The organism is Chryseobacterium shigense (assembly GCF_900156575.1).
In the GTDB taxonomy this organism is placed as follows: Bacteria; Bacteroidota; Bacteroidia; order Flavobacteriales; family Weeksellaceae; genus Chryseobacterium; species Chryseobacterium shigense.
Genome location: NZ_FTNY01000001.1, coordinates 27,246 through 41,645, shown reverse-complemented (window position 1 = coordinate 41,645; position 14,400 = coordinate 27,246). Strand labels below are relative to the sequence as shown.

Annotated in this window: 16 protein-coding genes; 5 read left to right on the top strand and 11 right to left on the bottom strand. The window is 37.9% G+C overall.

Translation table 11 applies throughout. From position 1 onward, the window contains the following. Positions 1-32: 32 nt before the first annotated feature. A complete protein-coding gene (locus BW964_RS00205; RefSeq protein WP_076503791.1) occupies positions 33-401 on the bottom strand; it encodes a hypothetical protein in 369 nt (122 codons plus the stop codon). A gap of 427 nt (positions 402-828) precedes the next feature. Between BW964_RS00205 and BW964_RS00200 the strand changes: the two genes are divergently transcribed. Beyond that, the gene (locus tag BW964_RS00200; RefSeq protein WP_076503789.1) at positions 829-1,512 is read left to right on the top strand and encodes a hypothetical protein; all 684 of its coding nucleotides are present in this window, start codon (positions 829-831) and stop codon (positions 1,510-1,512) included. Positions 1,513-1,572: 60 nt separating this feature from the next. On the opposite strand, the gene BW964_RS00195 is transcribed toward BW964_RS00200, so the two are convergent. The 6 genes from BW964_RS00195 to BW964_RS00170 all read right to left on the bottom strand — a co-directional run bounded on the left by BW964_RS00195 (position 1,573) and on the right by BW964_RS00170 (position 7,053). Next, positions 1,573-2,544, bottom strand: coding sequence for a hypothetical protein (locus tag BW964_RS00195; protein ID WP_076503788.1), 972 nt, complete (start codon positions 2,542-2,544; stop codon positions 1,573-1,575). Positions 2,545-2,689: 145 nt separating this feature from the next. After that, positions 2,690-2,881 carry a cold-shock protein gene (locus BW964_RS00190; protein WP_073330934.1) on the bottom strand — a complete coding sequence of 64 codons (192 nt, stop codon included), beginning with the start codon at positions 2,879-2,881 and terminating at the stop codon, positions 2,690-2,692. A gap of 484 nt (positions 2,882-3,365) precedes the next feature. Next, positions 3,366-4,631, bottom strand: coding sequence for a chloride channel protein (locus BW964_RS00185; RefSeq protein WP_076503787.1), 1,266 nt, complete (start codon positions 4,629-4,631; stop codon positions 3,366-3,368). Between the two features lie 113 nt (positions 4,632-4,744). Beyond that, positions 4,745-5,341, bottom strand: coding sequence for a methyltransferase domain-containing protein (locus BW964_RS00180; RefSeq protein WP_076503785.1), 597 nt, complete (start codon positions 5,339-5,341; stop codon positions 4,745-4,747). A 168-nt stretch (positions 5,342-5,509) separates the two neighbouring features. Then, complete coding sequence (locus tag BW964_RS00175; protein WP_076503784.1) at positions 5,510-6,091, bottom strand: NAD(P)H-dependent oxidoreductase; 582 nt, start codon at positions 6,089-6,091, stop codon at positions 5,510-5,512. Beyond that, positions 6,088-7,053: an alpha/beta hydrolase gene (locus BW964_RS00170; RefSeq protein WP_076503780.1), complete on the bottom strand. Its 966-nt coding sequence runs from the start codon at positions 7,051-7,053 to the stop codon at positions 6,088-6,090. The genes BW964_RS00175 and BW964_RS00170 overlap by 4 nt, the downstream gene beginning before the upstream one ends. 98 nt (positions 7,054-7,151) lie before the next feature. Here BW964_RS00170 and BW964_RS00165 point away from each other — a divergent pair, with 98 nt between their 5' ends. Beyond that, on the top strand, positions 7,152-8,003 hold the full coding sequence (locus tag BW964_RS00165; RefSeq protein WP_076503778.1) for a helix-turn-helix domain-containing protein: 852 nt from the start codon (positions 7,152-7,154) through the stop codon (positions 8,001-8,003). Between the two features lie 120 nt (positions 8,004-8,123). Here BW964_RS00165 and BW964_RS00160 read toward each other — a convergent pair whose 3' ends face one another. The 3 genes from BW964_RS00160 to BW964_RS00150 are packed head-to-tail and all read right to left on the bottom strand — an operon-like array spanning position 8,124 to position 10,425. Beyond that, positions 8,124-8,750 carry an NAD(P)-dependent oxidoreductase gene (locus BW964_RS00160; protein ID WP_076503777.1) on the bottom strand — a complete coding sequence of 209 codons (627 nt, stop codon included), beginning with the start codon at positions 8,748-8,750 and terminating at the stop codon, positions 8,124-8,126. 1 nt (position 8,751) lies between these two features. Beyond that, a complete protein-coding gene (locus tag BW964_RS00155) occupies positions 8,752-9,558 on the bottom strand; it encodes an inositol monophosphatase family protein (protein ID WP_076503775.1) in 807 nt (268 codons plus the stop codon). A 60-nt stretch (positions 9,559-9,618) separates the two neighbouring features. Next, on the bottom strand, positions 9,619-10,425 hold the full coding sequence (locus BW964_RS00150; protein ID WP_123911979.1) for a helix-turn-helix domain-containing protein: 807 nt from the start codon (positions 10,423-10,425) through the stop codon (positions 9,619-9,621). A 250-nt stretch (positions 10,426-10,675) separates the two neighbouring features. Here BW964_RS00150 and BW964_RS00145 point away from each other — a divergent pair, with 250 nt between their 5' ends. The 3 genes from BW964_RS00145 to BW964_RS00135 all read left to right on the top strand — a co-directional run bounded on the left by BW964_RS00145 (position 10,676) and on the right by BW964_RS00135 (position 13,073). Further along, the gene (locus BW964_RS00145) at positions 10,676-11,647 is read left to right on the top strand and encodes an aldo/keto reductase (RefSeq protein ID WP_076503772.1); all 972 of its coding nucleotides are present in this window, start codon (positions 10,676-10,678) and stop codon (positions 11,645-11,647) included. Beyond that, positions 11,648-12,478 carry a helix-turn-helix domain-containing protein gene (locus tag BW964_RS00140; protein WP_076503770.1) on the top strand — a complete coding sequence of 277 codons (831 nt, stop codon included), beginning with the start codon at positions 11,648-11,650 and terminating at the stop codon, positions 12,476-12,478. It begins immediately after the preceding gene. Positions 12,479-12,587: 109 nt separating this feature from the next. Beyond that, positions 12,588-13,073, top strand: a complete 486-nt coding sequence (locus BW964_RS00135) for a hypothetical protein (RefSeq protein ID WP_076503769.1) — start codon at positions 12,588-12,590, stop codon at positions 13,071-13,073. A 123-nt stretch (positions 13,074-13,196) separates the two neighbouring features. Here BW964_RS00135 and BW964_RS00130 read toward each other — a convergent pair whose 3' ends face one another. Continuing rightward, positions 13,197-14,393, bottom strand: coding sequence for an FAD-dependent monooxygenase (locus tag BW964_RS00130; protein ID WP_076503767.1), 1,197 nt, complete (start codon positions 14,391-14,393; stop codon positions 13,197-13,199). Positions 14,394-14,400: the final 7 nt, after the last annotated feature.

Here is a 14,400-nt window from a genome sequence, read left to right as displayed (position 1 = left end):
AAGCCTGCAGATTGATCTGCAGGCTTTCTGTTTTATTTCTTGTCTCCTGTCCAGGTCCCGTATCTTGCGGGGGTAGGAACAGCGTTTGACCAGTTTCCGTTTCCTTTTTTCTCTCTTGAAAGGGTTCCTTTGAATTCTCCGTCATCAGGAAGCCCGATTACAGCAGTAAGATCTCCGGTATCGGTTAAGTTTCCGGAAATATTATAATTTTCATCATTGACCGTAGAGTGCATCGTTCCGGTTACTTTTCCGTCGCTGGATACTACAAGGTTCCAGGTTCCGTCATCGCTTCCCGTATACTTTCCTGACCACGTTCCTATATAATCATAAATAGTGTCATCATCAGAGCTGCATCCGATAAATAAAAAAGCTGTTAAAAGAAGTAAAAAAAGTTTCTTCATAGTTTCTAATAGTTTTATAACCTAATCAAATTTATTGTTATCTATTTATATATCTATTCTTAAAATAGGTATATGAGTTAATGTTTGTTGTTTTTCCGGCTTGTTCCGTGCAAATCTACTGATTTTTTTATTCAGATTATCTGAATTTTAATCAGCTGTTTATATTTTTATGAATTAACAGTATATTTTGGCTAAAATACAATTATTTCCCAAATGGAAACAAGGAATCAGCGTATAGGATATCAAAAAATTGAACAGATGACAGTATTGACACTGTATTGCCATAAAGTGTTTATTTTATCTATTTTTTTCAAAATAAATTATTTTTAATACATCATTTGTAAATTAAATGAAATTTGCTTTCACAATCACAAATATTTCTTAATTTAGTGAAAAATATAAAACTCACTAAAACCCAATTAATAACATGAAAACAAGACTTATTTTTTTTGTTGCTGTAATTTTTTTCAGCAGCATTAAATCCCAGGTAGGGATTAATACTACTACTCCTTCCCATACTCTGGATGTCAACGGATTGGTTAGAGTCAGAGCTTTAGCTAATACGGAGAGGAAAATTGTGGCAGCAGACCAGCAGGGAGTTTTAACGTTGATCTCGCCCGAAGAAATCTTTTCTCCAAAGGCATTGCTGAATACCTCCACTTCTGCTGCCGAGCAAAGACTGACTGTTTATGAAGGGCAATGTTTTCAGCCAACAGACAATGCTTCCGCCTGTACGGTTAAAGTAAATCATTACAGTACCTGCGCCGGTTTTACCCGGGCTATCGATACTCAGATTGTGGTAGGACAGACGATCAATACGATTAATGGACAGTTTTTAGGAACCTGGGCCTCCCGTTTCATCGATAATAAAGGATATGTAGGAGGAGCAACAGCTGCTGAGCAGGTCGCTCCAGACTATCCAAGAATCTCCTATCCTACTGCCAATTCCGCTAACTATTTGGGAAGTGGCAGTTTTTCAGGACAGTGTAATGCAGACCTTGTGACTACTATTAATCAGGCCACCGGTGATATTAAAATAGAATCGGTAAAAAGAAGTATGTTTGCGCATTTGGTGTATCTTTTGTCCATATCCCGATCAAAAAGTAACTAAAAAATCAATCTTTTCATAAAAATAGCTGCATTAAAAATGCAGCTATTTTGTTTATATGACTTATCGTATCGGTGTCAGTTCATTGCTTCCTGCTTTTTTATGCAGCAGAAAAGAAACCTGAATATCTTCATCCGCTGTCTGAGCATGAATGGCTGACAAATAATCTTTATACCTCTCGTCTGTTGGTTGTAATGCTACTACTTTTCCGCCTGCATAGAGAACCATTTTAAAATTTTTCAGGGGTAGGATTTCTCTTTTTTCAAGGACTGCATCTCTCATTTCGTTCCATCGTTCTTTAGAATCCAAAGGTGTACTCCAGTAATATGCTTTTGCTATTTCAACTTCTTTATCATACATGAGTATTCCATAGGCATTCACATCTTTTTTGATGAGCACATTTCTGAAATTGTTATACGCTGTCACTGCCTCTTTCAATAATTGATCTTGATTTTCTTGCCTTAAGTCTGCGGAATTTTGCCAGCCTTCCAGCTGATAAGGGATCTGTGCATAAAAAAAGCCTTTAAATTCAAAAAATTTTTGTCCGCTGGCCATGAATTTCTCTGTTCCCGGCTGATTGGAGGTGCTGAATTCAAAAACCTGTTTGTAATCTTCCAAAGCATCCTTAGATTGATGATGAATCACTTTAATTTTAAATGCAGAAGCATCAACAAGAGTGGGCGACCAGCTTCCATCTGAAAGCATTGGCGGAAATAAACGTATCGTCATCTCCTGCTTTCCAGTCTTCAGCAGATGATCATTGATCTGAATACGCTGCTCATTGGCACTACCGGGTAGCAGATAACGATGCAGGGGCACATCATTGATCAGGATCTCATAGCCACAGGCATCCTGACTGAATTCTACTTCATATACTGGATGATGATCATACGTTTTCACCTGCTTATAAATATCAAGCATCTTCTGGCCTACATTCTTATCCAGCTGATTAACAACGGGATTGGTTGTCTGCTTTTGCTGACATCCACCGGAACCCGACGCGACTATTACCATTGATACTATGAATTTTCTCATTTTATATTTGCTCTATATTGCGTTTGGGATGAATGATCAAAACTTACCTGTTTCATTATACAAGTATATAAAAAAAAGCAGCAGATAAGCGTAATGTTATCTGCTGCTTTTAATAGAGAGAAGGATTTTAACTTTCCTTCTTAATTTATGCTACGCGTACGTTAACTGCGTTAACGCCTTTTTTACCGTTTTCTAAATCGAATGTTACAGTGTCATTTTCACGTATATCATCTTTTAAACCAGATGAATGTACGAAGATATCCTGACCGCCATTTGAAGGTGTAATAAAACCAAAACCTTTGGCATCATTAAAGAATTTTACTGTTCCTTGTTGCATTGTATTGTATTATAAAATTATTGTATTCGTTGATAAATTGTTTTTGGCCGTGGCCATTACTGAAATGATGATCTCATCAAAACAATAATAAATCGATTTGTGAACAAGAAATGATGTTGTTATTTTTAAAGACCTGAAGACTATTCAAGTGGGAAAAAAGGTACTTCACCTGTTATATTGGTAACAAAACTTAGCGGCTGAAAAAGCGAAGACTGATAGAAGAGATTAACTCAAAAGTTTCAGAAGAAGCGTCGGCAGAAGCCTGATTATTTTACAAATATACGCTTAATTTATTGAAAAACACTATTTTTTATGACTTTAACATACATTTAGATTTAAAAATGAAAATTTAAATCATGGTCGGACATGAAAAAGAAGCCTGAACACGTATTTAGTTTGTTCATTTCTGACATCCTCGATATGTCTATTGATCCATTCGGATACTGTATTGATTGTTTTGCGGAAAACAAAGGATAACTTCCCCTTACTGTACTTTTACCTCATCTTTTAAATGATACGTGTATACATTATACGGCAATATTTTTTTCGCTAAATATTTTGAAATGAAACAGCCGATCAAGATCGGAAAAAACAGTACATAGCCATTTGGAACGAGATTGCAAACCAGGAAAAGCGCTGTAAAAGGAGCATAGATAGAGGCTGATAAGGTAGCTGCGGCTCCTACTAAAACAAAATTCAGATAGATAAGGGAGGTTTCAAAGAATGTATTGCAGAAAAGAGCGAATGTAAATCCCAGAAAAGCACCTGCTACAATACTAGGGGCAAAAACACCACCGTCTCCCCCGGCTCCAAGGGTTAATGAAGAAGCCAAAGGTTTTAAAAAAATCAGCAAAATGAGAAAAGCAAATGAATAGCTTTGAGGATGCGTCAGAATTTCAGAAAGTGAATGATAGCTGTCGCCATATAAAAATGGAAAGCAAAATATCATACTTCCCACAAGCAAAGCTCCAAGATTCACTCTCAAAAAATTATTCGGGATCCCAGAAAAAAAGTCTTTAATTTTAATGACCAGCACTGTAAAATAAACAGATAAAACACCTCCTAATGCACTGAGAATTACAAAAAACGGAACAGCCATCCATTTCCAACCTGTAATCTCAAAAGGGAGTAAGGGTTCGCTTTTAAGGAAATAAAGAAAAATCCCTGAAATAAGTGCTGATGTGGTACAACTGATCAAAAGGGTTTTATTGAATTTTCTGGCAATGACTTCCATCGCAAAAAGCCACCCTACCATGGGACTTCCAAACAAAATAGCGACCCCCGCGACAACGCCTGCACAGATGAGTTCCAATTTATAAATATTAGCAGAAAACTGTCTTTCATAGGCTGCATTTCCAAGAGTTGCTGTTGCAACGACGGTAGAAACCTCAATGCCAGTAGAACCTCCGAAAATCACCGTCAGAAAACCATTAAAATAATGAGATGGAATTTTGAACAGAGGTAAGTGGTCTTTTCTTTGATCCACGGTTTTGTAAATTTCAGTGATGCCTTTATTTTTTCTGTTCATGAAAAGGTATTTTCTTAAAAAATAAATGGCTGTAATTCCTATGGTTGGAAGAAATATAAAGAAAACAGAACTGGTATTTTCTGCGAAATGAAATATAATTTTTTGAAAATGCTCGGTGATAACCTTCAATGAATATCCCAAAAAGGACGCACAGATACTGATTAAAACGGAAACCAAAACTAATCTGAAATAGTGGTGTCTTTGTATTTTTGTCCTTTTCATAACCTTATTGGATTCAAATTTCCACAAAATTAGGTGTTATGAGATTGTATTCAAAAAAAATGGGATAAAGATTTTGAAAAAGTCCCGGATCCCTGCCCCTCCATGATTCTTGTTTATACAACTTTCTTCCAAAAGTTCAATAATCCATTAAACGCAGTCCCCGTTAAATCAAAACTACCCGGAATTTCATCCCATTTGCTCCAATAGGTAACCAACAGTGTTCCCACAGGAGTTGTATCCAGTTGTTCTTTGACGTATTGTGAATAAGAATAATATAAATCTTTATCCGGCATGATCTTATCGTCAATTGAGCCGGAGGTGTCTACATTTTCATAAAAAGAATTAAAAAAGTAGAAGGCATCATACTCACAAAAAGAAATTTCATTGATATTGGAGTGTATAAATTCTACATTGGTAATTTTATACCGGTCAGCTATTTTTTTTGATATTTTGGTAAGAGAAGCTCTCTGCTCGACTCCAAAAAACATTCCTTTTGTAGAAGCGGCGCCAATCAGACAAAATTTTCCGGCCCCGGCCCCGATATCCAATATTTTACTATCAGGCTTTTCAGCGAGATAATCAGCCGCCATTTTCGCAACATCTACAGGGGTCCAGTGCTGGCTGGCCAATTCTCTTATATGATTTGGATAAAGTTCATTAAAAGTACTGTCTTTAACATCAATATTGAGTTTGAGATGTTCAAAAATCATATCCTAAATTTTTTTTTGCTAATAAGTAATATTTAATATAATAAAAATAATTAAATTAACCTACAGTATGATGAGCTTTCTTTTTAGTGTAAGCATTTGTATTTAAAATTTCGCGGTCGCCCAGTCAGAATACCACAATACATCTACGCTATAGGCAAAATATGTTCTCTACAGCGAGTCCCATCTGGCAAAGTCTTTTATTTGGACGATCCATTCTCCTCTATCATGTTCACTGAGGTCGTAAAGAGGCCCGATAAAATGATCCTGGATAGAAGCTATTCCGCAATATTCCAAGATTCCTTTTTTTAATTGTATAAGCCCACTTGATGCATAGATTTCCTTATAGCTATCTACAGATAAATCGCCTGCTGTAGTAATGATTCTTCCTGTTCTGCCTTTCAACAATCCCTCCGCAGACCCTGTTTTATTGGTTTTAAAAGTGATGCCCGGAAGAAATGCCCTGTCAAAAAAGCCTTTCATTATTGCCGGCATACCAAGCCACCACAAAGGATGGATCCATACTTGATGATCGCTCCATTGAAGATCTGCCAGTGCTTTTAGTAAATCTGGCTCCAGCTCCATCCTCTTTCGATAACCAAACTGTAGATTGGGATTAAAATCCAGCTCTCCAACGGCAATATATCGCACTTCGGAGCCCGCTTCCAATGCAGATTGAATATAGGAATCTGCAATAACACTGTTAAAACTTTCTTTATTCGGATGTCCATTAATCACTACTATTTTTTTCATTGTTCAGGATTTAAAATTTGATTGAATAATTCAATTTGTTTTGTATAAAAATGATTGGATAATGAGCATGAGAAAAAATCAAAAGCGTGTACCGCTCCTTTTATTTCACATAGATTAACTAAAATTCCTGCTTTCTCTAATTCCCGGGCATATATTTTTGCCTCATCTTTTAGCGGATCTATTTCGCAAACAATGATCGTTGCATTGGGCAGGTTATGGAAATTTTCAACCAATAGCGGAACGGCATATTTTGGAGGCTGAATTATTGTATGTTGTAAATAATGTTTCCACATCAACGCTGCAGCCTTTTGGGTTTGCATGGGTGCATGGGCCAATTCATTCATAGATGGTGTTTGTAGAAGATGACTCATTGGAGGGTATAGCAAATACTGATGCTTAATTTCGGCTTTCTTTGTATCTCTTGCCAGTTGGGTAACGGATGCGGCCATTGTTGCTCCGGCACTGCTTCCACCAATAAGGATATTGTCTTTGTTTCCCTCTATTTGTTCAGCATGTTGAGATAACCAAAGCAATGCATCAAATCCATCTTGCATGCCTGCCGGAAATGGATGCTCGGGAGCCAGTCGGTAATCGACAGACACAATCATCATATCAATATCTAAAGCTAACCGAAAGAACAGAAAATCATATTGTTCGGGAGTACCATATATAAATGCACCTCCATGAAAATATAATAATACAGGTAAATTCTGTTTTCCTTTAGCTTTATATAGTCTCAATCTGATCTTTCTGAATTTGTCTGAAGATGGAATATGAATATTCTCAACATCCAACTGTTTTGGAATAGCAAGCGGTCCTTCTTTTACGATTATATTCATTTCTTCTTCCCTGATTTTCGCAGGATTATTTACCAGCAGGCTTTCATAATCTATCTGATTAAAGGCACTATTCGAGATGGCTTCCCAAAGTTCTGCATCTATGTTTTTAATTATCCTTTTCATCCTTAATTATTTTGTATACAATAGAGTTTCAACAAAAATAGACTGAATTATAAGCAAAATACAGGTACATTTAAAGCCTATTTGGGTACCTTTGCGTTATGGCTAAGGAAAATATTCATCATTCATTAGAGGTTTATTATGAAAAGATAGACTGCTGCCCGTTACGGGATCGGCAATTCAATTTTTTTGAATTTGTTTATGTATTATCAGGCAAAGGAAATCATGGAATCAATGGTAATCTACTTCCTTTCAAAGCAGGAGATCTTTTTTTGATCACGCCCAATGATTACCATTCCTTTGATTTGGATAGGGTCTGTGAATTTATGGTCGTCCGCTTTGCGCCGTCTTATGTAAAAAGTTATCATTGGGAAAGTATAGACCATATTGAATGTCTTTTGTACTATGCTTCCCATTTTTCAGGTTCTATTTTAACTATTGAAGCGGATAAGATAATGGTAGCCAATTTAATGCAAAATTTACAGCACACCGCAGAATTGACCTCTATCTACAGCGAAGATCTCATGCGTCATTTAGTTAATGCCATTATTGTCATTGCTGCCCGAAATATATCGGTGATTAAGCCTGAATCTATTTCTCCCAATGCCGATACCCGGATACTACAGATCATTGACTACATCCAGGGAAATATTCGTCAGCCTGAACTGCTGAAAATAGGTGTCATTGCGGAGAAATTTGGATTGTCTGGCACTTACCTGGGCAGTTATTTCAGAAAGCAATGCCATGAATCAATACAACAATATATATCTTCATACCGTATTCGGTTGATAGAACACCGGTTACGTTTCAGCGATAAAAGAATTCACGAAATAGCCGATGAATTTGGATTTGCCGATGAAAGCCACATCAATAAATTTTTCAAACGACATAGAGGGTTAAGTTTACGTGTTTACAGGGATAATTGTAAACGGGAAAATATGCAGGTCTCGTGATTGTAAACGTATTAAATTTAGTTTATTAAAGTGAGTTCCAAAAAATTACCGCAAATCGATTCAATTTCTGAAAACCTTAAAACCAGCAACAGAAGTTGCGCTATTACTGGTTTTTCAGACTTAATTGGTTAATGCTACATATTGATACAGCATTGTTTGATTTTCGGCTTCATCAATCAAAAAGCGGGCAACCTCTGTTCTTGACACCTTCCCCACTTTCATTCCTTTTTGAAGGCCGGATATTGCTTTATAAGAAGAAGTCTGACTCCCGTCCGTAAGCATTCCGGGTCTTATTATTTCCCATTTTAAAGTACTTCCGGTGATTAATTCTTCCATTATTGTTTTATTGATGTACTGCTCTTTCAGGAATAATGAAATGACTGTTCGCATAAAAAAACTTAAATACCCTTTGCTCTCTCCTGCCCCAAAACCTGTAATGGTCAGAACCGGGGAAGAGAAATCTAAGTCATTGCCTACTTCTATCAATGTTTTGGCGATGTCAGAAAAAAGAGTGGTTGCTTTTTTATTTTTTGTTCCAACAGTGATCAATACAGCATCAGAACCTTGGATGGCATTTTTTAAGTCAGCAAATGATGTTGCATTTCCCTTTATTTTAATCATTTGAGGATGATCCGGAAGCTGATCTGTATTGGTAGATAATGCAGTAACAGAATGTCCTTTTTTAAGCGCTTGCTTTACAGCCTGTAATCCGATTCCGGCTCCGGCTCCTATAATTGCGATCTTCATTTTATTTTGCAGATTTAATTTGAAGGTATTTCTCGCTAATCCTTTTTTGTGCCACCAACAAACTTTCGCTTCCCCACTTCCATAAGTCTCCATCTGTGGTCAGTATTTCTGCACCAGATTCCCTGGCAATCAGTAATCCTGCGATCCAGTTAAAAGTATCCATATCTTCCTGAACGAATAAATCGATTCTTCCTGCCCCCACATAGGCTAGTTGCAGTCCGTGAGGTCCGTAGTTTCTTACAATTCCAAAATTATCGAGTAATTTTGTAACGGTATCACCCATTTTTTCATTTAAACCAGTATTTGATTTATCCTGATGTCCATACTCAAAAACTGCCAGCATAATTCCCAAATCAGTTTTATCACTAATTGTAAGTGCTTTACCATTCATAAAAGCACCTTCTCCGTCTTTTGCCCAAAACATTTCATTGGCTAAGGGATCGTAGATAACAGAAAATAAAGGTTTTCCATCACGGACAAGAACTAAATTGATAGTCCATCCCGGAATATGCTGAAGATATTGTATCGCGCCATCCATGGCATCACAAAGCCAGTATTCAGCATTTTCAGCAGGAGTTCTTTGTGCATCTGTATCGAATTCATCACCAATATGCCACGGTATAGCTGGAAATTCAAGCAACAGATCTTGTTGTAAAGAATGGAGACACCACGTATCAATATCTTCTAATTGTTGTAGAAGCTCATCCCTGGTTTTCGGAATGGAATTTTGTTTATAATCTCTTAAAAAGACGTTTCCCGCTTTTCGTACTGCATCGAGTATGACCGGGATATTGATTTCGTTTTGCATAGGATATAGTGTATTAATTACTATGCAAAACTAAGAAGAGGATGGTCCTTAATAATAGTTTCAATGAAGGGAAGAATAGTCCTGATCACGGAATTTTTTCCGAAATTCCAGAGGCGTGAGATGAGTTATTTTTTTAAAAAGTTTTCCGAAATAAACAGGTTCTTCATAGCCAACTTCGTAAGCAATCTCCTTCACAGTATGATCTGTAAAATACAGCAATCTTTTAGCTTCCATTATTGATATTTCCTGGATATGAGCAGACACCGGGCTTCCTGTTAATAATTTTACGGTATCGTTCAAATGAGCCGTCGAAATAGAGAGGGCTGCAGCATATTGAGCCGGCTGTTTCCAGGTTTTGAAATATTCTTTGGTAAGCTTTAGAAATTGTTCCTTAATGATAATACTTCTATTTTCTTTCTCTTTTTTACCAGGTAAATTAGCAATAAGTTCTGCTGCAATGAGACTTAAGAGACTATTCAACAGGCCATGAATACTTTTTTGAATATAGGTATTCGTATTTTGCAACTGTATCTTCTCCATTATATCCATCAATAGAGTAAGATGCTGAAAAAAGGCAGTTTCTTGTGCAGGTAAAAATGGATTGGTGATTTTGTTTTCTAAAAGCTGCATCACTTCCTGATTAACCAGTGAAGGGTCAAAGCTGATCATCCATCCTTTTGGATCTTTTGCCTCTACCATATGATGTACCTGTTCAGGGAATACACAGAGTAATGCGGATCCCTTAAATTTAACCTCTTTAAAATCAATATTCAACTTGAAGTCACCATGTAAGGCCAACATTAACTGACAGTGATTGTCACGATGAGGCTTGGAAATTTCATGCTCACCAACTTCCTGATCTTCCATATTGACTATTATAACTCCTGCTTTTGCTTTAGGCGAAAGTTCAAATTGTTGAATTGTATGGTGCTGATTTTTCAATGGGGTAAAAAAGAGAGTTTATAAATACAATGTGTTAATTACTCCTTACAAAAATAGAGATTAAAAATTTCTAATGAATCAATTGTTTATGATGGGATCCATCGTGAGCCGTACAAACAAATTTTTTGAGCCGTACACGCAACTTTTATTTTCTTTAAACATTTAATTTTATGGTATGAAAAACATTACAAAAATTCAGTTGGGACAAAATGGTCCACTTGTATCAAAACTTGGTTTAGGCTGTATGAGAATGTCTCCTATTTGGGGAGGTTCCGCTCCTGATGAAGCAGAAAGTATAGCTACCATCCATGAAGCGCTGGATCACGGGATTAATTTTCTGAATACCGGAGATTTTTATGGCGCAGGTCATAATGAGATGCTGATAGGAAAAGCTCTTAAAGGAAGGCGTGATGATGCTTTTATCAGCGTAAAGTTTGGTGCGATCTTTCATAACGGTCAATGGTTGGGAATGGATCTTCGCCCTACTTCAATTAAGAATTTCATCAACTATTCTCTGACCCGTTTGGGGATGGAAACCATTGATCTGTACCAACCCAGCAGAATGGATAACAGCGTACCGGTGGAAGACATCATCGGAACGGTTGCCGATCTTGTAAAGGAAGGTAAAGTTCGACACATTGGGGTATCAGAGATTTCGGCTGACCAATTGCGGAAAGCCAACAGCATTCACCCAATAAGTGCCCTTGAAATTGGCTATTCTCTGGCCGACCGTCAGATAGAGCGTGAACTTTTACCCACCGCAAAAGAATTAGGTATTGGGATAGTTGCCTTTGCAAATACTGCGGAAGGCTTGCTGACGGGTGAACTAAAAGCTCCGCTTACAGATAACGATTACCGCAACCATTTCTCCCGTTTTCAAGGTGAAAATTTAATCAGTAATTTAGAAAAAGTGGAGGTTTTAAAGGCGTTGGCCCATAGTAAAGATCTTACGCCAACACAGGTTGCAATTGCCTGGGTAAAAGAACAGGGTGATGATATTATGCCTTTAGTAAGCATGAGCCGCAGATCCCGTTTGCCGGAAAATATAGCAGCGATGGATATTGTATTGACACACGAAGAAATGAATATCTTAAACACTACCTTTGCAATAGGGGCCATTAAAGGCAGTACATATTTACAACGTTAAATGAAGAGTCCAGCAGAAATCCTTCCGGGAGTTATTTTTTATTCTTACCTCTCCGCTGAGCGGAAAGAGAAAGTTTGTTTTTGGAATCACCCTACCTTAGTATTACAGGTTTCAGGACAATTGATCTTAGAAACCTCGGGGCAGACGATTTCAATGAGCGCAGGAGAATTGCTGCTGATCGGAAGAAATCAGCTGGGTACTCTTACCAAAACACCACTGCCTGGCGGAAATTATGAAACCATTGTAATATCCCTGCAGGAAGACTTGCTGCGAAAAATAGTGTTGGAAGAAAAGCTGGAAGCAGACCAAAAATATATCGGTCCTCCCAATATCTTAATCCCATCCAATGAATTTCTGCAAGGGTACTTTCAGTCTATTATTCCCTATGCCCGCAGCTCTGGATCGAACATGACGGACGAAATGGGTATCCTGAAAGTGAAAGAAGGAATTAAATTACTGCTGCATGCTCTGCCGGTGCTGCGTAATTTTTTGTTTGACTTTTCGGAACCGTATAAAATAGATCTGGAAAAGTTTATGATGAGTAACTTTCATTTCAATATTACCACTGAAAGATTCGCACAGCTTACAGGGCGCAGCCTTGCAGGTTTTAAGCGGGATTTTCAGAAAATTTTTGGTACACCGCCACGCCAATGGTTGCAGGACAAACGATTGAACACCGCAAAATACCTTATAGAAACAAAGCATCAGAAACCCTTAGCAATCTATTTAGATTTAGGGTTTGAGAGCTTGTCTCACTTCTCCCATTCGTTCAAGAAAAAATTCGGTAAAGCCCCTACTTTATATTTAAACGATAGTCAGAAGATATACTGACCCGCCATTCCTCTTCTATCCTGCACTACTATTGTCCAGGAATAATAAACAATACCTTTCCTATACAAGCTTTTTTAACTATTTTTACCTCACAATATATAGATGATTTATGAGAAAAATCTTACTTGCAGTAATTTTGACTTTAGGAGGACTTCTGACGGCCAATGCACAGTGTACCACTGTATCTGCAATGACAGAAAATTTTGATACCTGGAAGGATATCAACAAATGCTGGACTGCACAACAAGGAAAAGCCATGCTGTACGCCAGTGATAAAAGAATTATATTTTATTCGATGAGCAGCCCGGGAGAAAATATGTATTTGGTGACTCCAAAAATTAAAGCGGGAACCTACACTCTTTCTCTTGATATTTCAGACAACGGAGGAGAAACGACTCTTGAATTGTTCTCCATCAACAACCCATCCGATTCAAAATCGTTTGTTTCAATAGCTAATCCCTCAAAAATAACGGGAGGTAAAAAAACATTTGAGATCTCTTTAAAAAAAGATTCAAGTTTGGGTCTGAAAGTTTTGCTGAATGGAGTACATCAGGCAGTTTACGTGGACAATTTTTCCCTGAAGCCAAAAAAATAAATGCTTAGAGTGAATATTTTAGAAGTCTCATTAATCTAGGATACTACATTTCGATAGCCCCCTACTCTCCGAAGTCTCACGGCTTTGGAGATTTTTATTCTTTATCTCTTCTATCAATATACTCTAGTCAAATACAGGAAGTTCAATCTCATCTTTGGTAACATCTTTTTCTTTATTACCGAACAGTTGACCAACCATCCTCACCGGGCGACTTGCTAAGAGAGCTGCTACCGTATTCACTATACTAACCCCCAGTTTTGATTTCGGATGCGCAAGCCAGGGAACCCCCGGTGGCAACTTCTGAACTTTTTCAACGAATGGACGCATCCTTTTTTCGTATGCTGCAAATGCATCTTCATGACGATCACGGCGGGAAAGTTCACCGGCCAGTAAGTAGGCTCCTACCATAGCGAGTGTAGTACCCATCCCCGTTAAAGGAGTCGGACAATAAGCAGCGTCACCAATCATCCCAGCCCGGCCATCGAACCATCGTGGGGCTTTGACCTGACTGATGCCATCAAAATACACTTCATTGTTATCATCAATTTCTTTCATTAAACGATCTTCTTCCCATCCGGCACCCAATAGTTTATCTTTTAATACTTTTTTTTGTTCCCTATCAGATTGATTGGGATACTTTTTATCATCTGACAGAAAACTGAAGGAAGCCCTAATGGTACCATGATTATCTGGCCGAAGAAGCATAACCCGCGATCCCGGTGCTGTATACCAGCGTGCCCACTGAGTATCTCTTTCCATTCTGGGTATCGTAAACCAGGCGTTATAAAGTCCTGCAAATTTTAATTCGGGTTCGTCGCCAAAAATTAACGTTCTCGTTGTAGATCTCACTCCATCAGCGGCAATCAGAAGGTCGAACAATTCACTTTCCTTATCATTCAATGTAACCTCAATTTTATCAGGCTTCTGATGGATTGATGTAATGGATTTGCCAAAGACATATTTGACGTCATTTTTAGTGTGTTCATGTAAGATATTCACTAAATCTCCTCTTAATATTTCTGCCTCACTGGTAAAGCTGTTCGCTCCTTCTGCCGGAAATTCAGCTTCAACCTCGTTATTGCGATTGACGAATTGTAAACCGATCTCTCCTGTATTAGCAGCTAATATTTCTTTCTCAATGCCCATCATTCTTACGATAGCGCGACCGGCTCCTCTGACATCCAGATTCTGGCCGCCCAATCTCAGCGACCGGGAACGTTCCACAATCGTTACTTCAAAGCCATACTTAGCCAGCCAGAAACCTAAGGTGGGCCCTGCGATGCTTGCACCGGATATGAGTACTTTTCTTTTACTATTCATTTTGTTT